The sequence below is a fragment of the Microcoleus sp. T3_B1 genome (assembly GCF_036700445.1).
Classification (GTDB): Bacteria; Cyanobacteriota; Cyanobacteriia; order Cyanobacteriales; family Microcoleaceae; genus Microcoleus.
In genome coordinates this window covers 59910-86567 of sequence record NZ_JAUBOX010000015.1, presented here as the reverse complement: position 1 = coordinate 86567, position 26658 = coordinate 59910, and the positions used below count along the sequence as shown (strand labels likewise).

Annotated in this window: 21 protein-coding genes; 13 read left to right on the top strand and 8 right to left on the bottom strand. The window is 45.6% G+C overall.

Annotated elements, in window-relative coordinates:
- Nucleotides 1–16: 16 nt before the first annotated feature.
- A complete protein-coding gene (locus QT990_RS11000) occupies nt 17–487 on the bottom strand; it encodes a hypothetical protein (RefSeq protein ID WP_333465239.1) in 471 nt (156 codons plus the stop codon).
- Nucleotides 488–785: 298 nt separating this feature from the next.
- Here QT990_RS11000 and QT990_RS10995 point away from each other — a divergent pair, with 298 nt between their 5' ends.
- The 4 genes from QT990_RS10995 to ppk1 all read left to right on the top strand — a co-directional run bounded on the left by QT990_RS10995 (nt 786) and on the right by ppk1 (nt 8747).
- Nucleotides 786–1004, top strand: a complete 219-nt coding sequence (locus tag QT990_RS10995; protein WP_006632503.1) for a helix-turn-helix domain-containing protein — start codon at nt 786–788, stop codon at nt 1002–1004.
- A 162-nt stretch (nt 1005–1166) separates the two neighbouring features.
- Nucleotides 1167–5591, top strand: coding sequence for a HEAT repeat domain-containing protein (locus tag QT990_RS10990; RefSeq protein WP_333465238.1), 4425 nt, complete (start codon nt 1167–1169; stop codon nt 5589–5591).
- Nucleotides 5592–5718: 127 nt separating this feature from the next.
- Nucleotides 5719–6366 (top strand): Uma2 family endonuclease, encoded by a 648-nt coding sequence (locus QT990_RS10985; protein ID WP_333465237.1) that lies wholly within the window; start codon nt 5719–5721, stop codon nt 6364–6366.
- A gap of 197 nt (nt 6367–6563) precedes the next feature.
- Nucleotides 6564–8747 carry a polyphosphate kinase 1 gene (gene ppk1, locus QT990_RS10980; RefSeq protein WP_333465236.1) on the top strand — a complete coding sequence of 728 codons (2184 nt, stop codon included), beginning with the start codon at nt 6564–6566 and terminating at the stop codon, nt 8745–8747.
- Nucleotides 8748–8790: 43 nt separating this feature from the next.
- On the opposite strand, the gene QT990_RS10975 is transcribed toward ppk1, so the two are convergent.
- A complete protein-coding gene (locus QT990_RS10975) occupies nt 8791–8961 on the bottom strand; it encodes a hypothetical protein (RefSeq protein ID WP_333104150.1) in 171 nt (56 codons plus the stop codon).
- Nucleotides 8962–9163: 202 nt separating this feature from the next.
- Nucleotides 9164–9664 carry a hypothetical protein gene (locus tag QT990_RS10970; RefSeq protein ID WP_333411986.1) on the bottom strand — a complete coding sequence of 167 codons (501 nt, stop codon included), beginning with the start codon at nt 9662–9664 and terminating at the stop codon, nt 9164–9166.
- Nucleotides 9665–9744: 80 nt separating this feature from the next.
- Between QT990_RS10970 and QT990_RS10965 the strand changes: the two genes are divergently transcribed.
- On the top strand, nt 9745–10296 hold the full coding sequence (locus tag QT990_RS10965) for a DUF2854 domain-containing protein (RefSeq protein ID WP_333142107.1): 552 nt from the start codon (nt 9745–9747) through the stop codon (nt 10294–10296).
- Between the two features lie 530 nt (nt 10297–10826).
- Here the strand turns inward: QT990_RS10965 and QT990_RS10960 are convergent.
- Both QT990_RS10960 and exaC read right to left on the bottom strand, forming a co-directional pair.
- Nucleotides 10827–11171, bottom strand: coding sequence for a DUF779 domain-containing protein (locus QT990_RS10960; protein ID WP_333142108.1), 345 nt, complete (start codon nt 11169–11171; stop codon nt 10827–10829).
- A 167-nt stretch (nt 11172–11338) separates the two neighbouring features.
- A complete protein-coding gene (gene exaC / locus QT990_RS10955; RefSeq protein ID WP_333142109.1) occupies nt 11339–12859 on the bottom strand; it encodes an acetaldehyde dehydrogenase ExaC in 1521 nt (506 codons plus the stop codon).
- A gap of 872 nt (nt 12860–13731) precedes the next feature.
- Between exaC and QT990_RS10950 the strand changes: the two genes are divergently transcribed.
- A complete protein-coding gene (locus QT990_RS10950; protein WP_333142110.1) occupies nt 13732–14952 on the top strand; it encodes a phytochelatin synthase family protein in 1221 nt (406 codons plus the stop codon).
- Entirely contained in the window at nt 14936–15169 is a 234-nt protein-coding gene (locus QT990_RS10945; protein WP_333142111.1) for a hypothetical protein, read from the top strand. The genes QT990_RS10950 and QT990_RS10945 overlap by 17 nt, the downstream gene beginning before the upstream one ends.
- Before the next feature lie 246 nt (nt 15170–15415).
- Here the strand turns inward: QT990_RS10945 and QT990_RS10940 are convergent, their stop codons facing one another.
- The 3 genes from QT990_RS10940 to QT990_RS10930 are packed head-to-tail and all read right to left on the bottom strand — an operon-like array spanning nt 15416 to nt 18789.
- Nucleotides 15416–17713 carry a Piwi domain-containing protein gene (locus tag QT990_RS10940; RefSeq protein ID WP_333142112.1) on the bottom strand — a complete coding sequence of 766 codons (2298 nt, stop codon included), beginning with the start codon at nt 17711–17713 and terminating at the stop codon, nt 15416–15418.
- Nucleotides 17710–18531 (bottom strand): PD-(D/E)XK nuclease family protein, encoded by an 822-nt coding sequence (locus QT990_RS10935; RefSeq protein ID WP_333142113.1) that lies wholly within the window; start codon nt 18529–18531, stop codon nt 17710–17712. Before QT990_RS10935 ends, QT990_RS10940 begins: the two co-directional genes overlap by 4 nt.
- A 36-nt stretch (nt 18532–18567) precedes the next feature.
- The gene (locus QT990_RS10930) at nt 18568–18789 is read right to left on the bottom strand and encodes a hypothetical protein (protein ID WP_333055735.1); all 222 of its coding nucleotides are present in this window, start codon (nt 18787–18789) and stop codon (nt 18568–18570) included.
- A gap of 348 nt (nt 18790–19137) precedes the next feature.
- Between QT990_RS10930 and QT990_RS10925 the strand changes: the two genes are divergently transcribed.
- From QT990_RS10925 to zwf, 6 genes are all read left to right on the top strand, one after another.
- Nucleotides 19138–20202, top strand: a complete 1065-nt coding sequence (locus tag QT990_RS10925) for a helix-turn-helix domain-containing protein (RefSeq protein WP_333142114.1) — start codon at nt 19138–19140, stop codon at nt 20200–20202.
- A gap of 57 nt (nt 20203–20259) precedes the next feature.
- Nucleotides 20260–20952, top strand: a complete 693-nt coding sequence (locus QT990_RS10920) for an ImmA/IrrE family metallo-endopeptidase (protein WP_333142115.1) — start codon at nt 20260–20262, stop codon at nt 20950–20952.
- Nucleotides 20953–21395: 443 nt separating this feature from the next.
- Entirely contained in the window at nt 21396–22469 is a 1074-nt protein-coding gene (fbp, locus tag QT990_RS10915) for a class 1 fructose-bisphosphatase (protein ID WP_333142116.1), read from the top strand.
- A 233-nt stretch (nt 22470–22702) separates the two neighbouring features.
- Nucleotides 22703–23857 (top strand): transaldolase, encoded by a 1155-nt coding sequence (gene tal / locus QT990_RS10910; protein ID WP_333142117.1) that lies wholly within the window; start codon nt 22703–22705, stop codon nt 23855–23857.
- A 311-nt stretch (nt 23858–24168) separates the two neighbouring features.
- Entirely contained in the window at nt 24169–25014 is an 846-nt protein-coding gene (locus tag QT990_RS10905) for a hypothetical protein (RefSeq protein ID WP_333142118.1), read from the top strand.
- A gap of 3 nt (nt 25015–25017) precedes the next feature.
- Entirely contained in the window at nt 25018–26547 is a 1530-nt protein-coding gene (gene zwf, locus QT990_RS10900) for a glucose-6-phosphate dehydrogenase (RefSeq protein WP_333465235.1), read from the top strand.
- The last annotated feature ends 111 nt before the right edge of the window (nt 26548–26658 follow it).

Sequence of the window (26658 nt, the reverse complement as noted above, 5' to 3'; positions counted from 1 at the left end):
ACCCGCCCCGCCTGCTTTAAAAATTTTCCATCAATGCTTTTTCTTGAGCGTAAACATCTCGTAGCTGTTGCAGCGCTGAGGCAGAAATTACCGATTTCACTGTAGCGACTAATTTACCCCACTCAAGCAAGCTGTCCACTGAAACAGCAGCTTTGAAGTTGTACGTATAGAATTTAGTCCAAAATTCTGGTGCTTGTGTCCGTTTCCAGCGTTTGTACCAGGCGACAAAATCTTGAGCACAGGGCGGTTTTACTTCTAGGATTGGGGGGAAATCGGCGTAGCTGACAAATCGACTGAGGCCTTTGGCATGAACGTACACTACGTTGTGGCAGCATTCGATCCGGTATATCTGTTCGGGTGATATGTTGAACAGGAGTGCTACTGTTTCTTCGGTGACAAATCTCGATCGCGGATTGACGATCGACGATTTGTGAATAATTTTTGATGCGCCGATCGCTGATGATCTTAGCTGATTTTCTGATATCATTGTAGTTGCATCTGGTGGTAGTAGGTAAATCTATCTCTGCTAAGTGCGATCGACAGAAATAATCTGTCGGGATTAATTTGAACTGGCGATCGTCTTTAGTTTCGTTGACTCCGCCGCAAAACGGAGACAAGCCCCGACTTCTGCCATGAGAGGCGCAAAATTTTCGACCAACGTTCAAGCTCCCAGATTCATCTTTAGAGTCAATCTAAAATCTAAAATCTAAAATCTAAAATCGAATGACCGGGGCGATCGCTTTTTGATATATTATACTAAATCCAAAATTTTGTAAATAGTGAATATGAGCAAAGGCTTAGTAAGGTTGCGGGTTCGAGAGTTGGCGGCCGAGAAGGGATGGACGCTCAAAGAGGTTGCGGAGCGATCGGGCGTGGGCTACAGTACGATTAGCAATTATGCTCGTTCTCAGGGTATGGCAATGGTTGACTTTGCAGCAGTCCACAAGCTGGCTCGAACTTTTGATGTGATGATTGAGGATTTCGTGGTAATCCTCGAAAAATAGTTGAACGTTTTGCCTAAATTCAATGTGGTAGCGATCGACTTTTGATCGGACGATCGAAGTTTTGATGTGATGATTTTAGCATAGGTCGATCGCCCGCAACCAAACTCGATCGCCTATCATTGAAATAACCCGCTTGGAGTCTGAAATTAGGAGAACCGTTAAATGCTAGAAGCGGCGATATTGGGAGGTCTTCTGAAGGTCGCTTTCGATGGGATAGTGGGATCTCAAGCCAATGATGCACTCAAGCACCTCTGTTTGAAGGGAGTAAACAAGCTATCACGAAACGGTAAAATTGTCAATCACGATTTAGAAAAAGCGCTGAAACGTTCTTTCCTGAAAGCTCAGCAACAAATCGCCTCAGAATGTTATAAAGAATTGGTTGAGCCGTCTCGCAGGGCTTCTAGAGGTATAGTTATTTACTTGCCTCAAGACCGTCCTTATTTAGAATGGCTAGATAAGAAGATTAAGCAGTTAAAATCTGAATTAAAGCAGGTTAACAAAGAAACAGCCCCTTCTGGTATTCCAATAGAAGGTTTAGATGAGATAGAATTGCTGCTAAGTTCCCGCCACGACTTAAGCCCAAATAGATTTCAAGAAGTTGAAAATAAACTGCTGCAAATTGCCCTAAAAGATTGTGATGTCACACTTTATCAAGCTAAATTAAAGGAAAATTTGTTTAGCTTAGTATCTGCCTACTTTGCCGAGGAAATCAAGGACAATGAAAAGGTGTTCCCGATTTTTACAGCGCAAAGTTTAACACGAAATGATACCCAAACCGCCGAAACTCACGCTTTGATGGAACAGCTAAAGGCTTTGCTTGAGGAGATAGTTGAAAACAGCCGCCTTGCTTACCGGCCCATTGACTGGCAAGCTATTTGCCAGCAGATATTAGAGGAGAAAGAACAGCAGCGGCTTAGTAGCAATCAGCTAACTTTTGGCAACCATCAAATAGATGATGTTTATGTGCCGCTGGGATTGGTGGAACTGCAGAAAGTGACTCAGCGAGGCGAGGATGTTGCGGCTGAGGAAGGTTCGGATTTGTACCGGGAAAAGGAAGTTACCCAAAAATTTGAACACAGCAAGTTTCTTGAGCAAGTTATCCAGCAAGGAAGTAGCCCGAAAAGCAATGGTAAACGATTAGGAATTATTGGGGAACCGGGGGCGGGGAAAACAACGCTGTTGCGGCAGATTGCGAATTGGGTAGTGGCGGGCATTTCCGAGGCTATTGTAATTTGGGTATCCTTGGCTGATTTGCAGGGGAAGGAATTAGAGCCGTATTTATTTGATAATTGGCTGTTGGCGGCTATTAAGAGAATTGGGAAGGCTGAGGCGACGGCGGAAATTAAGGATGATTTTTTAGCACAGTTTAATGCTGAGCGCGTTTGGTTGGTGTTGGATGGGGCGGATGAGATGGCGGTGGGAGATGGCAATCCTTTGGCGGAAATTCAGCGGCAAATTAGAACCGGCGGCTGTATTCAAAAGGCGCGAATTGTGCTAAGTTGTCGGCAGAATGTTTGGGATGCGATCGGCACTGCGTTGGATACTTTTGATACTTATCGCACTCTGGAGTTTTCCTATCCCGAACAAGTGGAAATGTTCATTGATAAATGGTTTCGATCCCCCCCTAACCCCCCCTTAAGAAGTGGGGGGACAAGAGAAGATGGGGACGGGCAACAAGAAGGGGAAACTCTTACTCCCCCCTTATTAAGGGGGGCTGGGGGGGATCTTTCTCAACAGCTACGGGAAGCATTAGCAGCATCGGGAAAAGAGCGAATTCGAGATTTAGTGAAAAATCCCCTGAGATGTTCGCTATTGTGCGGTACTTGGCAGTCGTTGGATGGGGATTTGCCGGATACTAAGGCTAAGCTTTATCGGCGGTTTGTAACTACTTTGTATCAGTGGAAACAACCGCGCCTGAATTGGATTCAGCAGCAGGAATTGAATGCGGCTTTGGGGAAGTTGGCACTTTCTGGGATGTTAAATGAAACGTCGCGGTTTCAGTTGCGAGAAAGTGTGGGATATAGGGTGATGGGTGCATCGCAGTTTGAGTTGGCTTGTCGTTTGGGTTGGCTGAATTTAGTGGCGAGGGATGCGGAGACGCTGGAGGGGATTTATGCTTTTTACCATCCGACGTTTCAGGAATATTTTGCGGCGTTGGCGGTTGAGGATTGGCACTTTTTCTTGAATCATATTCCCCCAGAGGGCGGGCACGGGGGCACCGCCCCTACTGGGGTGTACCGGATTTTTGAGAAGCAGTGGAAAGAGGTGATTTTGCTGTGGTTGGGGCGTGAGGAGGTAGGGAAGGAGGAGAAGGAAGCGTTTATTCAGGCGTTGGTTGAGTTTGAGGATGGGTGTGGTGAATTTTATGGATATCGTGCGTATTTTCTAGCGGCTGCGGGGATTGCTGAGTTTAAGGATTGTAGTTTTGCTGATGAGATTGTGTCGCAGGTTATTAAGTGGGGGTTTGGTTATTTTGATGAGGAAAAACAGGAGTGGCAAACATTTCCATATCCACTTCTACAGGGTTCAAGAGACATACTGAAAGAGACGGATAGGGCAATAGCTATTTCCGATTTAGTCGAGTTTATCGGTAATTCTCAAGATGAATATGCCGGGAGTAACGCGGCAGAAAGCTTGGGGCAAATAGGTAAAGATAACCCAGTGGCGATAGCCGCTTTAGCCGACTTTATCCGGAATTGTGGTGATGAAGACACCCAGCATAAAGCGGTATATATCTTAGGGAGAATAGGCAAATATAATAGAGTAGCGAGCGCCACTTTAGTCGAATTAATCCGCAATTCAGATGATGAATATACCCGGAGCCAAGCAGCCTATGTATTAGGGATAATAGACGAAAATAACCCAGAAGGTACTCCCGATTTGGTAGCATTAATCCGCCATTTAGATAATGAAAATACCGGAATAGGAGAAATAAACCAAGATAGCCCAGAAGCTATCGCCGATTTAGTCGAGTTAATCCGCACTTCAGATAATGAAGATACCTGGAGGGGAGCGGCAGAAAGATTAGGAGAAATAGGCAAATATAACCCAGAAGCGCTCGCCGCTTTAACCGAGTTAATCCGCAATTGTGATGATGAAAATACCCAATATCGAGCCGCAGATAGCTTAGGAAAAATAGACAAAGATAACCCAGTTGCGATCGCCGCTCTAGTCAAGTTAATTCGCAGTTCAGGTAATGGAAGTACCCAATTGGAAGCGGTATATAGCTTAGGGCAAATAGGCAAAGATAACCCAGTGGCAATCGCCGCTTTAGTCGAGTTAATCCGCAATTTAGGTGATGAAATTGTCCGGCGGGGGCTAGTGGCATATAGCTTAGGGAAAATAGACAAAGATAACCCACTTGCGCTCTCCTCTTTGATCGAGTTAATCCGCAATTCAGATGATGAAAATATTCGGTGGCTAGCGGCAGAGAGCTTAGGAAGAATAAGCAAAGATAATCCAGTTGTGATCGAAGCTTTAGTCGAGTTAATCAATACTTCTCAGGATGAAAATACCCGGAGGCAAGCGGCAGAGAGCTTAGGAACAATAAGCAAAGATAACCCAGTTGCGATCGCAGCTTTAGTCGAGTTAATCAATAGTTCTCAGAATGAATCTACCCGGAGACAAACGGCATACAGCTTAGGGAAAATAGACAAAGATAACCCAGTTGCGATCGCATCTTTAGTCGAGTTAACCCGCAATTCAGGTGATGAAGATACCCGGAGACAAGCGGCAGATAGCTTAGGGGAAATAGGCAAAGATAACCAAGTGGCGATCGCCGGTTTAGTCGAATTAATCCGCAATTCAGGTGATGACGATACCCGGTGGCGAGCGGTAGATAGCTTAAGGGAAATAGGCAAAGATAACCAAGTGGCGATCGCCGGTTTAGTCGAGTTAATCCGCAATTCAGGTGATGAAGAGACCCGCAGGCTAGCGACATATATGTTAGGTAAAATTATGAAAGGTAAACACTTCGCCACCGCCGTCTCAGGTTTGAAAGATTGCCTAACTTCCGAAATCTCCGAAAACGATTTTAATCGCTATAAAGAGTGCTACCAAATTATCTGGGACTGTGCCCAAAATATGACTTACCCAGAATTTTATCAAGCATGGCACACCCAACCCACCAATTCCCCAACACCAGACAACCACCCACAAAATACAGATATCCCCACACTCCTAAAACAACTCCAACCCACCGATAAAACCTGGGTCGTTCCCCTCAACATTCGCGCTTTAGAAGGCGAAACCGATACAAGCGCGATCGCCCAAGAGCTCTGTACCCAACTATATCAAGCAATCTTCCCCGCAGATACAGACATCCCCGCAATTCGCAACGCCCCCGAATTCAAGCGATTAATTCCCCAACTCAAAAATCGGCTGCAAAAACAGCACATCGCCTTAATTTTGCACTCCTGTCCCTGCGAAGATGCGCTTTCATCTTTCACCCGCAAACTCGCAGACGTTCAAATGGGAATTCATATCGCCTGGATTACCGATACACCGCTAGAATTGCCGTTAACGGGTTTTCGGGTGGATGGAGATGATTTGTTGAATGCGGTGCAGAATTGGATCGGGCGGATATAAATAACCTCATGAATAGAGTCCCTCTCCCTCGATCGAGAAACGGTTTGATTCGGGTACTATGTAACTGTCAACTGCTATATAACTGTGCTAGAATTGGAAAGAGGCGAGCTTTGCAGGAAATTAAAATATGGTATTACCAACAATTAGTGAAGATACAATTTCCCTCGCGCCAGGAGACGAACTTATTCTGCGATTTAGAACTTGGGAAGATTATGAAGCATTGCTAGCCCGTCGAGAAGATAAAGCTGGATTGAGAATTCGCTACAGCAGCAAAACCCAAGAAATTAGAATTATGTCTCCATTGCCCAGACACGGTAATCAAGCAGATTTATTAGCAGATTTGGTCAAAGCTTTACTCCGGCACATTGGAAAAGACTGGCAATCTTTTACCCCAATTACCCTCAAGCGCATTAACCAACAAGGAATCGAACCAGATTATTGTTTTTACATCGACAATCGCGCAGATATTTTAGGAAAAGAGCGAATAGATTTAGAAACAGATCCGCCCCCAGATTTAGCGATCGAAATCGATCTGACTTGCACGACTAAACCAGAAGATTATGAAGCGATCGCACCTTTAGAACTATGGGTTTACCGTCAAAGTCAATTGTCGATTTATCAGTTCGATTCGCAGCAGTATCGAGACTCTCAAATTAGTCGCTGGTTTCCCGGTTACGATCTCAAAACCTTAATTCCTCAATATTGCGATCGGGGCTGGCAGATGGGTTCGAGTGTGGCGCTGCGAGAGTTTGAAGAATTGTTGCGATCGCGATGAATATTGCAGAGTAAAAACGGGCGATCGTACTGACAATAAATATAACAGTGGCTCTCTCCAGACTGCATATGTTCCCTGCAATACCTTCGCTGGTGACAGACAAAAATGTACGATCGACAGATGCAAACCTACTATTGAACCTACAATACTATTTCTAGAGATGCCATCACCGAGCCTCCCAAAGACTCCCCCAAACCATGCCCAAGCCAAAAAAGACCCCCGCCAAAACCTACACTGAAATCAACCTCAGCGACCCCCAATACTACTTCAACCGAGAACAAAGCTGGCTAGAATTCAACAACCGCGTGCTCCACGAAGCCCTCGACCCCCGCACGCCCCTCCTAGAAAGGCTCAAATTTCTCGCTATTTTTAGCTCCAACCTAGACGAATATTTTATGGTGCGCGTGGCCGCCCTCAAACAGCAAGTACAAGCAAAAGTCAGCAAATTGACCTCCGACGGCAGCACGCCTCAACAACAGCTAGATGCCCTTAACAAGCGGCTTTTGCCGATGGTTTCTCAGCAACACGCCTATTTTGAGCAAACCCTGCGGCCGAAACTAGCAGTAAGCGGCATCTACATTCTCGACTACATTGACCTCAATCAAGAACAGCGGAATTACTTGCATCGCTACTTCAAAGAACAAGTATTTCCCGTACTCACTCCCCTAGCAGTTGACCCCAGCCACCCATTCCCCTACCTTTCCAATCTCAGCCTCAATTTAGCAGTAGTAGTCAGAGACCCTGACACCCGCGAAGAATTGTTTGCCCGCGTCAAAGTACCGCAGGTTTTGCCCAGGTTTTTGCCGCTACCGGGAGATTTGCAGTGGCAGCAGAGGGGGAAATCTCCGGTTTGGACTGGCGTCCCCCTAGAACAGGTGATTGCCCACAATTTAGAAGCTTTGTTTCCTGGGATGGACGTAGAGGAATATCACCCGTTCCGCATTACTCGCAATTCCGATTTGACCGTGGAGGAAGATGAGGCAGAGGATTTGCTGCTGGCAATAGAACAGGAACTCCGCAAGCGCCGGTTTGGAGGTTCTGCGGTGCGGATGGAAATTCAAGCGAGTATGCCGCCTGCACTGCGAGATATGCTGATGGATGAGTTGGATCTCGGTGAGCAAGATGTTTACGTCGTAGAGGGGCTGCTAGGCCTCAAGGATTTGATGTCTTTTGTGGGGCTGCCAGTGCCGGAACTGAAAGACCCGCCTTGGACTCCGGTTGTGCCGCCGCGCTTGCGGAACTTGGAATCGGCAAGGATTTTAGAGAAATCGATGTTGGATGCTGAGGAGGGTCAGGATATTTTCACCGCCATCCGCCAGGGGGATTTGATGCTGCACCATCCCTATCACTCGTTTGCGGCGACGGTGCAGCGGTTTATTACTGAGGCGGCGCACGATCGCTCCGTGTTAGCGATTAAGATGACTTTATACCGCACTTCGGGAGATTCGCCGATCGTCAGCGCCTTAATTGAAGCAGCAGAAAACGGCAAGCAGGTAGCCGTTTTAGTAGAGCTCAAAGCTAGGTTCGACGAAGAAAATAATATTAATTGGGCTCGCAAGTTAGAACAAGCGGGAGTCCACGTAGTTTACGGTTTGGTGGGACTCAAAACCCACACCAAAATTGTGATGGTAGTGCGTCGCGAGGACGATTACATCCGCCGCTATGTCCACATCGGCACCGGCAATTACAATCCCAAAACAGCCGGACTCTATACCGATGTGGGTTTGTTGAGTTGTCGCGAGGATTTGGGATCGGATTTGACGGATTTGTTTAATTATTTGACTGGTTATTCGCGGCAGGTATCTTATCGCAAATTATTGGTGGCACCGGTCAATATGCGCGATCGATTTTTAGCTTTAATCCGCCGCGAGGCAGAATTCTGCCGCTTGCAGGCCGAAGGCGGCATCGGTAGCTGTGGCCGCATTGTCGCTAAAATGAACGCTTTAGTTGACCCTCAAATCATTGTTGCTTTGTACGAAGCTTCGCAAGCGGGAGTTAAAATTGATTTGATTATTCGGGGGATTTGCTGTTTGCGTCCCGGCGTTGAGGGTGTTAGCGAAAATATCCGAGTTATCAGTATTATCGGCCGCTTTTTAGAGCATTCTCGGATGTTTTATTTTTTCAACGGTGGCGACGAAGAGGTGTATATTGGTTCTGCTGACTGGATGCAGCGCAATCTCACCAGACGGGTTGAGGCGATCGTTCAAGTGGAAGACCCGACAATTGCTAAGGAATTGCAAGAAATTTTGGGTGTAATGCTGGCTGACAACCGCCAAGCTTGGGATTTGCAGCCCTCCGGACACTACTCTCAGCGGCGGCCGCCTGCTAATTGCCCGGAGGTGAGCTCTCAGCAAATTTTGATGGACATGGTTTTGAATTAATCATTAGGAATGGGGCATGGGGCATGGGGCATGCCCAATGGCCCTAACTGTTAAAAGTGCGCTTGAATTCTTCTAAGAGATCGTCAATTTCTTCGATCGCCTGACTCACATCTATTCTCATGGCTCCCAAGTCCGATCGATCTAACAGCCGCACGAGGGATTCCCGCTTGACTTCGATCTGTGCTACGCGCTCTTTGATTGTTTGTGCATCCATTGTTTTTTTCCTTTGCTACTATTAACAAAAATATTTGACATTCCCCCCTGCGAACAGACGGAGATTCTTAATTCACCGACATCCCTTTTTGGGCAAATCCTTCACTGTTTATATATGGGAAGTGATGAATCTGCTCAGGGTTTTTGGGTCTGTGTTATAGTTTGATTGTACATCAAAAGTTCAGCCCAACTTCAGCCACATTTTAGCGCAAAAAAGGCGGACGTTTGGTATCTGCGGGTTTATTTTTAATCATTCCAGCTAAAAATCGCTTCAGGGCCTTCTCCCGGTTTTTCATAAAAGCCGCCCAAAATCCCGGTTGATATTCATCCATCGTCTTGGCTAGGGCCCAGACATCGATCGCTAAGATATTATAAAGCCTTTCATCTTCGCGCTTGAGCGAGTTAATCTGCTCCAGAACCGCCTTGTTTGCTCCAGCAGTTTGTTTGTCTTCGTCTTTAATCATGTCCGAAAAATGGTTGAAAGGGCAAGAGTGTCGATCGCGATCGCCACTCTGTATACTTTGATGATACTGCCGATCTCGATTGCCTTCTGGAACCAAAGCCGCGCAATTAACACGGATATTTACCAATGGCGCGCCCGGACGAGTCCGGCTGGATAAGCTTCTGAAGCTAGAGACAAGACTGTGGATGCACACCGCTCCCGCGCTCATAGATGCTAGCAGTTTTTGCAGGTCTTTTGGCAAAAAAACTAAATTTATTCAAGACTTTTTGACAGATAATAATTAAAGTATATTATTTCTGTCGGACTACTTACCTCACTAATATGTTACGCAAAATTTCTTTAGCAAACCTAGCCTTAGTTGTTGGCGGTATTATAGCAGCAGTCGGTTTCGGAGCCTACTTCACAGACAGACCTACCCTGAACCTAGCCGGTTTTTTTTATGGAATTCCGCTGTTGCTAGGAGGTTTGGCCCTGAAAGCCGCCGAACTCGAACCGGTGGAGTTCACCGAACCTACCTCTGCTGAAGTTCTCCTCTTGCGAGAAAGTCAGGCCACAGATACTCAAAACCAAGTCCGCAAAGATATCACTCGATTTCGCTACGGCCAACCCGCGCACTTAGATGATGCTTTGGAGCGCTTGGGCCTGGCCCCGACAGACGAGGAACGGCCGCTTCTGCAAGGGTTGCGGGAAGTTAATGTTGACGGTGCTTATGGGTTAATTTTAGAGTTTTATTCGCCACTACTGCCGATCGACTTATGGGAAGAAAAGCAAGACAAAATAGCTACTTTTTTTGGGCCAGGTTTGCGCGCACAAGTGACTCAAAAGGCTGGTGACAAAATTGAATTGGCTTTAATTAAAAATACTCAAGCTTAAAGTATGCTGAAGTTTGGAGTGCATAAATTTTGAAGTCGCCAATTAATAATTAATCCTGCACCGGCTTAGATACTGATTTTAGCGGCAGCGTGAAACCTGTCGCTATCAACAAAAGCTCAATCCGCAATTGAGCGATCGCCCCAATTGGATTTCCCTTAATTAAAATAGTAGTTGAGAACCGATCGGCAATCTTAAATCAGAAGAAGCACAAATGGTTTCATCCCAGATTAGGATAGGAATTATCGGCGCAGGAACATCAGAAGCTTATCTGGCAATTGTGCTGATTCAACAAGGGTTTAATTTTTGGCAACCAAACTCAAATAATGGCTGAAACCTTTGTCTAGCAAGTCTTATAAAAATAAGATGCCTTTGCCATCGCCAGAAAATTGGTCATCGTTAGCCCACGCGAGAAACTTAGATAAAAACTTAAATAAAATAGGTTTTTTCGCTGCCATGAAAGAAACCGGGTTTCAGGCTTAAGCAAATTCATGTTTTTAGAGAAACTGGAGGCAAGTTAAGGATAAACAGAGTTAATCAGCCTTAACAAACAAGCGAGAACGAGTAATAAAACGCTCTCCATCCGGCCCTTCCAGGGAAAAATCGCTGCCTCCGGGCCCCGATGCCACGTCTATAATTAACTGCGTGTGCTGCCAATATTTGTATTGCTGCGCTGCAATATAAAACGGACAACCGCCTATTTCGCCCAGCAATACGTCACCATCACCGATTATCAATTCCCCGTTGGGATAGCACATGGGAGAACTACCGTCGCAGCAGCCACCCGATTGGTGAAACATCAATTCTCCGTGTTGAGTTTTGAGATGATTGATTAATTTTAAAGCGGCTTCTGTTGCGGTGACTTTGGCAGTTTCCATTGCAGTCTCTTTGTGTAGCAATTATATTTCGTTTGTGAATGAGATTTTTTTTAATGAACCGCAGAGGGCGCAGAGGGCGCAGAGAAGGAGAGGAAAGAGAGAAAGAAGGAGTTCGCGAATCATTGAAGTTTTTCCTTCTTCCTTTTTCCTTCCCAATGACTAAAATCTTAGAAGAAACCTAATGCTTTCGGGCTGTAGCTGACTAACAAATTCTTGGTTTGCTGGTAGTGATCTAACATCATTTTGTGATTTTCGCGGCCGATTCCAGATGATTTGTAGCCGCCGAATGCTGCGTGGGCTGGATATAGGTGATAGCAGTTTGTCCACACGCGGCCTGCTTGAACGGCGCGGCCCATGCGGTAGGCGGTGTTGATGTCGCGAGTCCAAACTCCGGCACCTAAACCGTAGAGGGTATCGTTGGCAATTTCTAATGCTTCGGCTTCGTCTTTGAAGGTGGTGACTGCTAATACTGGGCCGAAGATTTCTTCTTGGAAAATTCGCATTTTGTTGTTTCCTTTGAAGACTGTTGGCTGGAAGTAATAGCCGTCTTGCAAGTCGCCGGGTAAGATGTTTCTTTCGCCTCCAATCAGGCATTCTGCGCCTTCGGCGTGACCGATTTTGACGTATTCGGCGATTTTTTCCATCTGGTTGATGGAGACTTGGGCGCCGAGGGCGGTTGTCGGATCTAAGGGGTTGTCTTGTTTGATTTGGCGGATGCGATCGATCGCCCTTTCCATGAATCGATCGTAGATTGACTCCTGAATTAAGGCGCGGGAGGGACAGGTGCACACTTCGCCTTGATTGAAGGCAAACATGACTAATCCTTCCACTGCTTTGTCGAGGAATTCATCATCTTGGGCGCAGACATCTTCAAAGAAAATGTTGGGAGATTTGCCACCGAGTTCTAGGGTGACGGGGATGACGTTTTGGGAGGCGTATTGCATGATTAGCCTGCCGGTGGTGGTTTCGCCGGTGAAGGCGACTTTGGCAATCCGGGGACTGGTGGCGAGGGTTTTGCCGATTTCGGCGCCGGGCCCGTTAATGACGTTGATAACGCCGTCTGGTACTAAGTCGGCGATGATTTCCATCAGTACCAAGATTGAGGCGGGGGTGGGGCCTGCTGGTTTGAGCACGACGCAGTTTCCGGCGGCGAGGGCTGGGGCGAGTTTCCAGGCGGCCATTAATATCGGGAAGTTCCAGGGGATAATTTGTCCGATAACGCCTAGGGGTTCGTGGAAGTGGTAGGCGACGGTGGTTCCGTCGAGTTCGCCGATCGACCCTTCTTGAGTTCGGATGCAGCTTGCGAAGTAGCGGAAATGGTCGATCGCCAGCGGTATGTCTGCGAGGCGGGTTTCGCGAATTGGTTTACCGTTGTCCCAGGTTTCGGCGATGGCGAGGCGATCGAGGTTTTCTTCGATGCGATCGGCAATTTTGTGCAAAACCCGCGCCCTGTCTGCTGGGGAAGTCTTACCCCACTTGTCTTTCGCGGCGTGGGCAGCATCCAGTGCCAATTCTACATCCTCGGCGGTCGATCGGGGGATTTGACAAATTGATTTTCCTGTAATTGGAGACAGGTTTTCCGAGTATTTCCCTTTCACCGGTGGCACCCACTTGCCACCGATAAAGTTGTCGTAGCGAGTTTGAAAAATCGACTGACTGCCGGATTGAACAGGTGCTGCTACTACCATTTTATTACCTGATTAAAAATTGTTTTCGCGGAGGCTTGAAATCTCTTGAACATCAACTATCGTCTATTTTCCGCAACTTCGGTCAGTTCATATACAAAATTTTACATTTTTCCAATTTTTTGCAGTCCCTGTAGGGGCGGGTTCACCAACAATCTCAAGCTAAAACAAACCATCTCAAAAACCCGCCCCCACCCAACGGTAAACACGATAAATTAACTGTGACGCACCTCTCCTTTGTGCGGCTATAAAATTAGCAGATAACTGATAGTAATTTTGACGAAATGGCTGGTTCTGCCAGCCAACAAGGGAGCAAAAAGGGGCGCTTTAAGGTATTTGGTAATTTCCATATTGTTATCAGCAACGTCAATATAAATCCCCTGAAGATCGACCAGATCATTGCCAACCCAAATCACCGATTTAAATTGGATTTATTGCAACTATTACAACTCTTGAGCCGACTCTTATAAAACATCGCGTGATTGAGGATATTCAGAAAAAGGTGATTTATCTGAGATATTGCACCATTTTCAATAAGCTTTTTATGAACAGGCAAGATGCCTGTTCCACAAAAAAAATCACTCTTTGTGGAACAGGCATCTTGCCTGTTATTGAGAAGGGTGCAAGATGTGAGATTTATCCGAGCTGTATACCGCTCACTCTGTGGCAAATTGGCGAATTATTTCATCAGATTGATGCCTAGCCGTCCCTCGCAAATAATCACGTTTTTTAAATTGGCACCCCGAAAGTCCAACCTTCGCAGCGTTTTATTGCTAAAATCAAAAAACTAGTAAATAAGTGCATTCATCATTATCAATGTGACGATGTTGCATAATATTTATTAGCACCAGAAGCAATAAGGGTTAAAACACTCAATGTCTGCTCAAGGGTTTTATCGTCGTTCACTCCCCGATTCTGCTATTGCCTTTTCCTCCGTAGAGGGAAAGCAAATATTTCGAGAAGCGTTGGCATTGGGAGGTATGGAAGGGTATTTTGCTCTAGCGGAACAGTTTCATACTCAAGCAGAACCCGCTTTTTGTGGATTGGGTAGTTTAGTTGTTGTTCTTAATGCCTTATCCATCGACCCAGGTCGCATTTGGAAAGGGGTGTGGAGATGGTATGGAGAGGAGTTTTTAGACTGTTGCTTACCTCTTTCAGTCATTAAAGAAAACGGTATCACCTTTGATGAGTTTGTCTGTATAGCACGTTGCAACGGTGCTGTTGTAAAACCTAACCGTTACCACCAAAGCAGCTTGGAAAACTTTCGGCAAGCAGTTGAGGAGGTGACTAGGGCGTCAGGTGATATTCATCTAGTTGTTTCCTACAGCCGAAAGGTATTGGGACAAACGGGTGATGGTCACTTTTCACCAATTGGTGGCTATCATCGACAGCGGGATCTAGTTCTTCTGCTGGATGTTGCCCGTTTCAAATATCCACCTCACTGGGTTTCTCTGCCTGTGTTATGGCAAGCATTTGAACCTGTCGATCCAGTCACTAATCAATGTCGAGGTTATATTTTATTGCAGAAGAGTGAAAGGTTGCCAGAAACCTTTTTTCATGTTGCTTGTGATTTACATCAGTGGCGTAGTGTTGCTACTTACTTTGCAGAAATACTCCCCGACATTGTGAGAAAAGAGCAACCCGATTCAATTGCTTCATTTGTCAGTACCATTCTGCACCATTGGCCTGTTGAATTCACAACTATGGTGAATACCTCGTCAGAGGTGGCACAGACACTTGAGAAATTACGGGCAGCTATTCAGTTAAATTCACTGTTTGATATTGTTCACCAATGCTTGTCAAGCGATGACGGGGATGCAATGTCTGTTGTAGGGAAGTGGCAGCAACAGCCATTCGTAGCAGAGATAATAACAGCAATATTACTCTCCTGTCCCGAAACGCTCTATGCAACTCTCAAACCCGAGTTACAACTGTGGTTTAGTGAGGTTCGCCACCTTGAGAAACTACTCCCTCCCTTGGATGTAGAGATATCTAGATTGAGAGAACAAATGTCAGCACTCCTGGAGTTTTACACTTTATATTCAAAGGGACATCAGTGTAATATCCCTAGTGCGGGCTTTGGAAACTCGGAATGAAAACTGGCTGCGCGGCGCCCTCCCAGACAAAATTCACCAGCCTTACCGCCAATCTCTGATTCAGGGATATGAAGCGGTGCAACCAGCCGCCCTGAATGCAGGGGCCTATGGAATGGTAATTAGCGGTGCCGGGCCAACACTTTTAGCTTTAACGGATGTGGCTAACGCTGAGGCGGTTGAGAGGGAAATGGTCGCTGCTTGGGGGAATTTGGGGTGAAGGCTGATGTAAGGGCGATCGGCCTCGATACTCAAGGATCACAAGTCTCCAGTTAATTAAGTAGGGCTGACGCATGGGAGTCCAGAAACCGGGTTTTTTTTAGGAAAATACCTGATTGCAGCGCGCAGATTCGGTAAAAAACCCGGTTTCTTTTGTGGGGTGCGTGACTCCTGTTAAGTTACCTTGACAAAAAATCTAGTGTGTGATCGAAAAGCTGTATATTAGTTGATTTAGGGGCGATCGCTCTTACAGCCAAAATTGTTTATCCCCATCCAATGCACCCGGAGAAATCCCTTGTAAACGACGATAAGCGATGCGATCGGAGCCATATAGCGGTACAGGTAAGCGCGGCTCTTTAAGGGCTCCATGATGTAGTAAGGTAAGTTTAAGAGTAGCTTCTACTACACTATCAAGTGATACTTGCTGTCCTTCATCAGGAATAACCCTCAAACGCAGGGGATAAGGTAAACCCATTTTCTCAGATTTCACTTCAGTTGTAACTAAAATCACTTCATGGGAAGACAAGCAAAGTGATAACCCTTTTTTTGGTGCTTTCAAAACTGACTGCTCAAAGTTGTAAAGTCGGGGAATTCCTGACTTTATGCACTCCACTAGAATAAAATTGGAACCAATGGCTTTCGATCGTTCCCGTAAATGCTTGATTTCACTACCGCAAAAGTGACCGTCACGGTAAATTAGTACAGTTTTGCGACTGAGTTCAGCAGCAGGGAGAAACCTTTCTAGAGTTCTTTTATCGATTTCTTCACCTTCTGTAAGAGCATCTTCTAGCCGATAGCGAATAAACTCTCCTTGTTTACTGTAGAGACGGACACTTGCACAGACATTTAGGCTTCCAGTTCCCTTCTTTTTGGGAGTTCGGGAAATATCGAAGCCGATAAAATAATCCGCAACCTCCAGAGGTTCAGCTAGAATAAAAGGCAAGTTTCCCAATTTTGCCAAAATTCCAGGAATGACTTGATTGAGGATATTTCCGTGATTGCTAGTATCTTTCAGCGTGTCCTCGTAAATGACTTGGCTAGCAATTCCACGGCGAAGTAAGCGCGAAGATATATAAGCATAAAAGCTGCCATCCTCGCTATTGTCAGCATGGCGATCGCTCTGCGGTAGAAATGTCAAAACCAGATCCGGGGGAATTGGCAATAACTCATCTATCGCTTGTTCCACTCGGGCTTTAGCCTCATCTGGGCTCAAGCCATCTGTCAAAACTACCTTTACTCTATCTTCATCAATCTTTTTGGTCTCTCGATCTATCAAAGGGATGCTTTCAAATTTGTATAGTTTGAGCCGCTGAGAGATTTGTTCCAGGAAGAAAGAATTGACTTTAAAGTTACCAATTTTTAAAACTGAAATGCGAATTTCTCTCGATGGATCTTCTTCATATTCCTTATGTTTTCGATAAACACCACCTCTAGAGAGTCCCTTTAAGACTTCACCTCTTTTGCCAATAACATTTTGACCGGACTTGTCTTTTCCGAAAAGTAGTTTTGTTTCATCAAGCTTAAATGGCAGCCTTCGGAATATGTTGGGATGCTGACGGCTATTGATACTATCTCTTAACTGAAAACCATAAACAGCTAGATGTTCTCCAGCCTTTTGTTTGTACGAGGTTAAACAGTTCTTTCGTTCTAGGTATGGAATTTTAGTATGCTTGAGTAAATCTCCATATTCCACATCAAATTTGTGATCTGTATTCTTGGTAATACAAGGAGAAAGAGCGGCCATTGGATAGTGAAATTCTTTTGTATCCTTGCCAAACTGAACCGCTACTACTGGTTGATATTCAGGTGCTTCTCTGAGTTTTTCTTTGCTAGTTGAACCAGTCGCTTTCTCAATCAATTCTTCTCTACGTTCCCCAATGATTCCTGGCAGATTAACAATGGTGGCCGAACTATTACTTTCAATGACTCGAACTTTCATTCCACTCAAAAGCTCTTGAGGCTTGTGTCGGTAAGGATGATTTTCATAGAAATCAGAGAGAGTACCATTAAAAGTAAAGTAGCTGTGAGGTGTTAAAACCAGTGCTGGGTATAGAATTCCTTGCAGTGCAAAAGTTTCGGCCCAAAAGTCAACTTCACGCTTGACTGCAACAGAACCATTAGACCAAACAGTGTCAGCAGGTGAGAAAGTTCGCCTGATTTGTAATAGCCTCACAGCTAGTTGAGCACAGATACAAGCTGTTGGCTCTGGTTGATTTACCCATTGAATTGAGTAGGATAGATCGCCAATATCATTTTTCAGCTCTTTTAGAATTTCATTCAGTGCTGTTCGCCATTCACCTTCGTTCGGCATTGGTTGATCTGGTTTAGCTAAAACCCAGAAACATTTATCTTCCCAAATGACAATCACATCAGGAAATTTCTGACTGAAACGCCAGCTAAATCGATTGCCAATCTTGCGATCGACTTCTGGGCTTAGTCGAAAGCAGATTAAGTTTGGTTGAGAAATACTCAGTTGGAAAATTTCACTCAGATATGTTGGAGATGGGGCTGATTGCCGAGAAATTTGAACGGGAGCAGTAGTCATGCAGCAACCTCTGATACAGAAGAAAATTGACAAATTGAATTAAAGGAACAGTAGCCACAGCTAAAACCTGGATTGGCTGGAAAAATCATACTGAAATCAGCAGGATTATCTCTGTAAAGCTTTAACTGTTTCTGATGCTTTTGAGCAATTAGTGCTAACTCGATCTGAAAAGCTTTGAGTGTACCAGCAGTTGCGCTAATTGGGTCAGACTGCTTGCCAGTCTCCAAATTGTAGAATGAGGCAATAGCTGGTTGTTGCGGGTACAAATAATTGGCTGCTAGCAAGTAAATGTATGCCTGTCGTCTGTCAAAATCAGATTTACCTGTTTTGAAGTCCAAAATGTGCAGCCTGCCATCAGACTCAACAAAAATGCAGTCAATTGCTGCATAGAAGTTAAACAGATAATTCCCCTGCTTGATTATAATTGCTTGGGGAAATCCCTCATCACCTCGACTCAATTGAATGATGTTCTTGCCAAAAAGAATAGGATGCTGCTGGTAATTTTGTAAGATGAGCTTTACTCGCTCCTCAACCACGGCTGACTGTTGATTTAATTTCAGCATTTCTGCTACTTGCTGTGCACCATCTTTTCGGGATAACAGTTCAGGGGCTTGATGAAATTCATAAACTCCTCTTTGTGCCAGCAGTCCAATTTTCTGAGGTTGGGTGTCAGTCGCTAACAGTGCTGCTATTTGAGGTTCTCGCTGGAGTGCTTTGGCAAAACCGCGCTTCATATCGCAGTGTAAGTGTTCTTTTCCCACTGGTGGAGCAAACTGCAACCAGAGATTATAACTGGCAAATGCCCAAATTTTTTTCACAGGCTGAGCCCTCTATAATAGAGGGCAGTTATTGGTTCATTTCGTGAGAATTGCGTGAATTGCTTCTTTGGCTTTAGCTGACTTGGAAATTCCAGTCTGGTTGGCTAGTTCCAAAGTACGCAAGCCTTCTAGCATTTGTTCGACAGCCTTCCTGACGTTTGGATTCCGGCTCGTCTTTTGCACTTCTTCCAGCAGCAGTGGCAGGGGTCGGCCGATTGAGAAGCACAGTTGATCCGGATTCGATTGCTGTTTTTTCATACTTTGCCTCCTGTATAAAGCTTTGTAACTCAACAACTAGAGGGATGCCAGTCATAGTTGATATATAATTTCAACATATTGGCTAAAATCCTATTGTGTTGAAAGTATATGCAACATGAAAAATTATGTCAAGGGGTCGAGAGATAAAAAAGTGTGTTGACATAGCTATTCAACATCAGCTACGATCGACCTATAAGTTATGGTGGATTAACCAATTTGGGTAGTAGCTCGACAATAAAAGTATTGAAACCCTTATGAGGTAAAGGTTGTAGCTTTCACACCCTTTGAATGCTCGCAACGTTAAAATCAGTGGGCTTAGGGAATCTCGTTAGTAAATCGGATGTGGCTATGGATAAACAAGAAGGTCAAAGTTTTGGTGCGGTTATTTGGCAAGCCCGCAGGAAAAAGCGATTGAGTCAGAGGGAACTGGCTGTAAAGGTAGGAGTGGACTACACCTACCTTTCAAAACTGGAAAATGACCACGTTGAGCCAAGTGAGAAGGTCATCCGCTCGTTAGCAAAGCATCTAGAGTTGAACGCAGAGGAATTGATCTACCTAGGCGGTCGCATGACCGAACATGACACTGAAGCTCTTGAGGAAATGGTCAGGGCGAATTACAAGGAAATGCCTGCTTTATTCCGTCGAGTGCGGGAAAATCCTGGTATTGACTCATTCGTAGAAGCACGGGAGGAGCAGCTCGAAAAACTGCAACAAGAAAATGCTACCCTCAAAGCCCAAATTTCAGAGCTAGAGAAACAACTACGGATCTATCGTTTTTTTTCCAAAGCGGAAATAGAACGCAGTGCTAATGAAATTCTGCAGCGAATGCAAGCAAAAAATTTTATTCTTAAATCGCCCTTTGATGTCACTCGTGTAGCTGATTTTCTAGAAGTTAGTATTTGTTATGCTATAATTCCTCCTGATGAAGAAGGGCCAATTGTAGCTAAAATTTTACATCAAGAACGCACGATTATTATTAATGAATATATTTCCAAATTTCAGAATAAATTTGACTCTTCAATAATTGCTCACGAAATAGGACACTGGGTACTTCAAGTTAACCAAGCTGAAGTTGAAAGTTTATCTGAACAGCGGAAGATGAATTCTAATGTTGCAAAAAATATAGATACATTCTTGTGTCGCCTTGCTAGCGAAGAACTCGATCGGTACATTTTGAATAACCAGGGGAATTGGGTGGAATGGCAAGCTCAATATTTTGCTAGTTGTTTGTTAATGCCTCGATATATTATGGAAGAGAAGCGAAGGGGACGTAATTTAACAAACTGGCGCCACCTTTACGCAATGGCTGACGAGCTTGGCGTAACAATATCAAATTTGAGTAATCGCCTGCAAGACTTAGGCTGGATTTACATCCCAAAAGGTTCCAAACAGATTTACCAAGGTAAAGGCTAGCTCAAATGATATTTCCATAGGTTTGATAACAATCGTAGAAGGTGAGGAGAAGAAAAAATGAACTTATTTAAGCCAGTAAGATTCTTAAAAAAAGAAGAGATCGAAGATCAGGCTAATGAGGTGTTGATGAAGATGCAAAAAGAAGGTTTTCCCCCCACGTGGCCTTTTGAAGCTTCTCGGGTGGCTGATGCTCTGGAAATCCGTGTATGTTGGGACAAAATACCACCCGACAATGAGGGAATAATAGCAGCTAAAATAGAACCAATAAAACGTTTAATTACCATTAATGAACTGTTCACAGAGATCAAAAAAAATAAAGGGCTGGAACAATCGACAATAGCTCATGAAATAGGACACTGGGTACTTCATGTCAATCAAGATGAAGCTGATGGTATTGTAAAGCAGCTCGAACTACCTCTAAACTGCCCAGCTACTCCACAGCTATTTTTGTGCCGCAGTATTGATAAAAGTCGTTTTCAAACTACATTAAATAGTAAAGTTGATATTGAATGGCAAGCGCAATATTTTGCTAGCTGTTTGTTAATGCCTCGATATATCTTGGAACAGAAGCGAAGGGGACGTAATTTACAAAACTGGCCTCACCTCTATGCAATGGCTGACGAACTTGGCGTAACAATATCAAATTTAACAAATCGCCTGCAAGATTTGGGCTTGATTAACATTTCCACGGGTTCCAAGCAGATATATTTAGGTAATTCAAGACCTAATGGGCAGCAAAAGTTGTTTTAGAAAAGTACGATCGCTCGTCTGATACAATCTTGAGCGATCGCGCTCATAACGAATCTAAAATCCTCAAGCCCCGCCCCAGGTGGTCTAAATCAATCGTAAATCTAAAATCGTTTGACTTCCATCCGTTAAATCTGTTACAGAATTCGTTGCCGAACTTCCTTCTGCTATACAGCAAACCTACATCCCGAAGCCAACACTTTCTCCCTCTGCGGTTAATTAAAAAATTTAGTTATTTTGAATACAGAGCCCGACTCAACAGTCGATCGAACTCCTCAATTTTCGATGGGGATCTAAAATTCACCTAAAGTTCGACGCCCGATCGCAAAACCCTTCCTAAGATAGAACTTGGGGGACGATCGACCTAAAAGCCGATTCAGGGGCAAACGCCTTGCACCTGAAAATCCCCAACTAGCAAGCCGCAAGACAGGGAGGACATCAAAATCATGGTAAACGCGCCGACAGGGGAAACCCGCCTGGGCCCGATAGATCAGGTGCAATCCTTAGACCGCGATTGCACAACTCTATCCCGTCACGTACTCCAGCAACTTCACAGCTTTTCAGCAGATGCTCAGGATCTCAGTGCCCTGATGAATCGCATCGGGCTGGCGGCTAAGCTGATCGCGAGGCGGCTCAGCAGAGCCGGGTTAATGGAAGATGCTTTAGGGTTTACAGGGGCTGTGAACGTGCAGGGAGAATCCGTCAAAAAGATGGATATCTATGCCAATGAAGTGTTTATCTCGGTATTCCAGCAAAGCGGACTTGTCTGCCGCTTGGCTTCCGAGGAAATGGAAAAACCCTACTACATTCCCGAAAACTGTCCGATCGGGCGTTACAGTCTGCTCTACGACCCCATAGACGGTTCTTCCAATCTTGACATCAATCTCAATGTCGGCTCCATATTCAGCATCCGCAAGCAAGAGGGGGACGATGAAGACGGTTCTGCTTCCGATTTGCTGCAACACGGACACAAACAAATTGCCGCTGGTTATGTACTCTACGGCCCCAGTACCATGCTGGTTTATTCGATCGGTCAGGGTGTTCATTCCTTTACCCTCGACCCCAGTTTGGGCGAGTTTATTCTAGCTAACGAAAACATTAAGGTTCCCGATCGCGGCCCGATTTACAGCGTTAATGAAGGCAACTTCTGGCAGTGGGAGGAATCTTTGAGGGACTACATTCGCTACGTACACCGCAGCGAAGGCTACACCGCCCGGTACGGCGGGGCTTTGGTGGGAGATTTTCACCGGATTTTATTCCAGGGAGGCGTGTTTTTGTACCCCGGAACGGTGAAAAACCCGGAAGGCAAATTGCGTTTGCTCTACGAATCGGCTCCTTTGGCGTTTTTGATGGAGCAAGCCGGCGGGCGGGCAAGTACGGGCATTCAAGACATCTTAGATGTTGTGCCGACCAAACTGCATGAGCGATCGCCCTTGATTGTCGGGAGTAAAGAAAATGTAGCGATGGTCGAGTCTTTTATTCAAGATCGATCGCGCAATCCTAGAACAGTCCAAAAGTGAAGGAAGTTCGGCAACGGATTGTGTAACGGATGTAACGGATGTAACGGATGTCAGTCCGATGTCCGTCGGAAGAGGGAAGAGGGAATAAGGAAGAGGGAATAAGGAAGAGGGTTTTAACTGATAACTTTCGACTCCCAATTACCAATTCCCCATTGCCAATTTTCAATTACCAATTTTCAATTTCCAATTTCCAAGTCCCAATTAACAGCTATCAAATTGTAGGAGTTACAGTAATGACAGCAACACCAACGAATCACCTGTTAGAAATCAAAGAAATTGGCCAAAGTATCTGGATGGACAATTTGACTCGCGATCTGATCGAGTCCGGCGAACTCAAACAGATGATTGAAAGTCGGGGACTGCGCGGGATTACATCTAATCCGGCTATTTTCGAGAAAGCGATCGCAGGTAATGTGATTTACGACGCGGATATCGAAGCTGGCATCCGGGCGGGTAAATCTGTAATGGAGATTTACGAATCTCTGGTATTTGAAGATATCCGCAACGCTTGCGACATCTTCGCCCCAGTTTACGCAGAGTCGAAGGGTTTAGACGGTTACATTAGCATTGAAGTGCCACCGACGATCGCCAACGACACAGAAAGCACGATTAGCGAAGCCATACGCTATTACCAAGCCCTCGGCAAAGAAAACGTGATGATTAAGATTCCGGGAACCGCTCAAGGTTTGCCCGCAGTCGAGCGAGTCATCAGCGAAGGGATTAACGTTAACGTGACTTTACTATTCTCGGTTGACAGCTACGTCGAAACCTTCTGGGCTTACATTCGCGGTTTGGAAGCGCGGGTGGCTAAAGGTTTGGATGTGAGCAATATTGCTTCTGTGGCCAGTTTCTTCTTGAGCCGGATCGACATCAATATCGATGGCAAGATTGATGAGAAACTCAAAAATGTCACAGATATTTCCACAAAAGCCAGACTGGAAGCAGTCAAGGGGAAAGTTGCGATCGCCAATGCCAAGATAGCTTACCAGAAGTATAAAGAGATCGTAGCGAGCGATCGCTGGCAAGCTTTAGCGGCCAAGGGAGCGAAAGTACAGCGCTTGCTGTGGGCTTCCACCAGCACCAAAAACCCCAACTACAGCGATGTCATGTACGTCGATGAACTAATCGGCCCCGACACCGTTAACACTTTGCCGCCGAACACTGTTGAAGCTTGTTTCGATCACTGCGATGTCGCACCCCGGATTGAGAACAATGTTGCAGAAGCTTACACGCTGATCGAAAGTCTCAAAGATCCCGACATCGACATCAACTTGGACCAAGTGATGGCAGACTTGCTCTTGGACGGGATTGATAAATTCGTCACCCCGTTCCAATCCCTGATGGATTCCTTGCAAGAGAAAGTGCAGAAGTTGTCACCCGTCGCCTAGACAGATATCTGTATCCTTGAAGGCAGAAGCATTTAGGAGTCGGAATAGATAATTGTTTTGGCTCTTGAGTGCTGAGTTTTGAATCTCGAACCGGGAAAATTTGAGACCAATTGGTCTCAAAAATCCGACAGAGGAAAATCAAATCCAGATTACTTTGGCTCTTGGCGCTGAGTTTTGAATCTCGAACCGGGAAAATTTGAGACCAATTGGTCTCAAAAATCCGACAGAGGAAAATCAACTGCCTTCTCTAGCAGAAATCTCGCCAGAAGCTCCAACTCGAATTTTCCATCTCCGACCGCTGAGGAATTGCCATGCAAACTATCAATACCCTAGTAGAAACCGAATATGGCACTGCCCAACTTGATGTAGCTGAACGGACAAGGCTTCAAGAACTAGAATCCATTGTCGAACATGGACTTCAGATATTTTACGAAGTTGGCAAAGCCCTTGATGAGATTCGGGAAGAGAAACTGTACCGTGAAACTCACAAGACTTTTGAGGCTTATTGCCTTGACAACTGGGGCATCGGAAGACGGACAGCAGATCGATTTATTTCAGCAGCGCAGGTTGTCGAAAATTTGAGACCAATTGGTCTCAAAATTCCGACAAAGGAAAATCAAGTCCGTCCTCTAACAGGATTACCCGCAGAGCTACAACTCGAAATTTGGCAAGAAGCTCTGGAGTTATCGCCTAATAGTATGCCCACTGGTGCAGCAGTTCAGCGCCTGGTAGAGCGGCGATTTCCTTCAAACGGAAACGGGCGAACGCCTAAAGATAGTGCTTCGGAAGTCGAGAAGTTGCGATCGGACAATCAGCGGCTCAGAGAGCAAATCCGACAGCAAAACAGAGAAAGGGATAGGCGTGCTGCTGCTGTGGCTTTAGAGTTAGAGCAGTTGCGCTCAGAGAATAGGCAGCTAAAAGCTGAACTGCTACAGCGGGATAAGGATTGGGAAGTTCGACTGGCTTTTGAGAGGAACAAAATTCGCGAGGAGGTTAGGGGAGAACTCAGAGAGGAACTTAAGGCTGAACTCAGGGAAGAAATCAGAGCCGAAATAAAATCTGAGTATCAGGCTCAAATTAAAGAATTGACGGCTAAATATGAAGCCATAATTCAGGATTTATCAGTAAGGTTGACAGCTATGGAAGGAGCAAAATAAGAAATGGTCGCAATACTTGAAAACCCACTGCGCGTCGGTTTGCGAAAAGAACGGGTGCCGGAACCACAAATTCTGGTAATCTTCGGAGCTTCTGGGGATCTCACCCAGCGCAAACTGGTACCTGCAATTTATCAGATGAAGCGCGATCGACGCTTGCCACCGGAAACTACCGTCGTGGGAGTAGCCCGCCGCCCTTGGAGTCACGATTACTTCCGAGAGCAAATGCGCGAAGGCATTGAAGAATTTGGCGGCGGCATTGGCAATGAAGAATTTTGGCAAGATTTCGCTCAAGGTTTGTACTACTGTCCGGGCGACATTGACAACCCCGAAAGCTATCAAAAACTCAAAGCTTTCTTAGCGGAACTCGACGAAGAAAGGAGAACTCGCGGCAATCACATATTTTATCTCTCAGTTTCCCCGAACTTTTTCCCAGAAGCAATTAGGCAACTGGGCGCGGCTCAAATGCTGGCCGATCCAGTCAAAAACCGCTTGGTAATTGAAAAACCCTTCGGCCGGGACTTGAGTTCGGCAAAAGCTCTCAACCGAGTTGTGCAGAAGGTTTGCCAAGAACAGCAAGTTTACCGGATTGACCACTATTTGGGTAAAGAAACTGTTCAGAATTTAATGGTGTTCCGGTTTGCTAACGCGATTTTTGAACCGCTGTGGAACCGGCAATTTGTCGATCACGTACAAATTACAGTTGCAGAAACAGTAGGCGTAGAAGACCGGGCGGGTTACTACGAATCCTCTGGGGCGTTGCGGGATATGCTGCAAAACCACTTGATGCAGATTTTCTGTCTGACGGCGATGGAACCGCCGAACTCGCTCGACGCTGACAGCATCCGCACCGAAAAGATGAAAGTTCTGCAAGCAACTCGCTTGGCAGATTTGCATAACTTGGAGTTCTCAGCGATTCGGGGTCAATATTCCGCAGGTTGGATGAAGGGCAAACCCGTGCCGGGATATCACGATGAACCGGGGGTTGCTCCCAACTCGACAACGCCAACTTTTGTGGCGATGAAGTTTATGATTGACAACTGGCGCTGGCAGGGAGTGCCTTTCTACCTGCGAACCGGCAAACGGTTGCCGAAAAAAGTTAGCGAAATTGCGATTCAGTTCCGCGAAGTTCCGCTGCTAATCTTTCAGTCTGCGGCCCAACAAACTACTCCTAACGTTTTGACTATGCGCGTGCATCCGAACGAGGGGATTTCGCTGAGGTTTGAGGCGAAAATGCCGGGGCCGGATTTGCGGACGCGGACGGTGGATATGGATTTCAGTTACGGTTCTTCGTTTGGGGTGACATCTTCGGATGCTTACGATCGCCTGTTAATTGATTGTATGCTGGGCGACCAAACTTTGTTTACCCGTTCTGATGAAGTGGAAGAAGCTTGGCGGGTGGTAACGCCGGCGCTGATGGATTGGGAATCCTCCACCGACCCAGATTTGGTTCCTAAATACGAAGCGGGTACTTGGGAACCGGCGGAAGCAGAACTGCTAATTAACAGAGACGGTCGTAAGTGGCGAAGACTTTAAGAGTTATTAGTCAGTGGTCAGTGGTCAGTTGTGAGTGGGCAGTGGGCAGTGGGTAGTGGGCAGTCAACTGAAAACTGAAAACTGAAAACTGAAAACTGAAAACTGACAACT

Bases quoted from the DNA above. Each gene is read 5' to 3' on its own strand.
- QT990_RS11000 (WP_333465239.1), bottom strand. From the start codon at position 487: ATGATATCAGAAAATCAGCTAAGATCATCAGCGATCGGCGCATCAAAA.
- QT990_RS10995 (WP_006632503.1), top strand. From the start codon at position 786: ATGAGCAAAGGCTTAGTAAGGTTGCGGGTTCGAGAGTTGGCGGCCGAG.
- QT990_RS10990 (WP_333465238.1), top strand. From the start codon at position 1,167: ATGCTAGAAGCGGCGATATTGGGAGGTCTTCTGAAGGTCGCTTTCGAT.
- QT990_RS10985 (WP_333465237.1), top strand. From the start codon at position 5,719: ATGGTATTACCAACAATTAGTGAAGATACAATTTCCCTCGCGCCAGGA.
- ppk1 (WP_333465236.1), top strand. From the start codon at position 6,564: ATGCCCAAGCCAAAAAAGACCCCCGCCAAAACCTACACTGAAATCAAC.
- QT990_RS10975 (WP_333104150.1), bottom strand. From the start codon at position 8,961: ATGGATGCACAAACAATCAAAGAGCGCGTAGCACAGATCGAAGTCAAG.
- QT990_RS10965 (WP_333142107.1), top strand. From the start codon at position 9,745: ATGTTACGCAAAATTTCTTTAGCAAACCTAGCCTTAGTTGTTGGCGGT.
- QT990_RS10960 (WP_333142108.1), bottom strand. From the start codon at position 11,171: ATGGAAACTGCCAAAGTCACCGCAACAGAAGCCGCTTTAAAATTAATC.
- exaC (WP_333142109.1), bottom strand. From the start codon at position 12,859: ATGGTAGTAGCAGCACCTGTTCAATCCGGCAGTCAGTCGATTTTTCAA.
- QT990_RS10950 (WP_333142110.1), top strand. From the start codon at position 13,732: ATGTCTGCTCAAGGGTTTTATCGTCGTTCACTCCCCGATTCTGCTATT.
- QT990_RS10940 (WP_333142112.1), bottom strand. From the start codon at position 17,713: ATGACTACTGCTCCCGTTCAAATTTCTCGGCAATCAGCCCCATCTCCA.
- QT990_RS10930 (WP_333055735.1), bottom strand. From the start codon at position 18,789: ATGAAAAAACAGCAATCGAATCCGGATCAACTGTGCTTCTCAATCGGC.
- QT990_RS10925 (WP_333142114.1), top strand. From the start codon at position 19,138: ATGGATAAACAAGAAGGTCAAAGTTTTGGTGCGGTTATTTGGCAAGCC.
- QT990_RS10920 (WP_333142115.1), top strand. From the start codon at position 20,260: ATGAACTTATTTAAGCCAGTAAGATTCTTAAAAAAAGAAGAGATCGAA.
- fbp (WP_333142116.1), top strand. From the start codon at position 21,396: ATGGTAAACGCGCCGACAGGGGAAACCCGCCTGGGCCCGATAGATCAG.
- tal (WP_333142117.1), top strand. From the start codon at position 22,703: ATGACAGCAACACCAACGAATCACCTGTTAGAAATCAAAGAAATTGGC.
- QT990_RS10905 (WP_333142118.1), top strand. From the start codon at position 24,169: ATGCAAACTATCAATACCCTAGTAGAAACCGAATATGGCACTGCCCAA.
- zwf (WP_333465235.1), top strand. From the start codon at position 25,018: ATGGTCGCAATACTTGAAAACCCACTGCGCGTCGGTTTGCGAAAAGAA.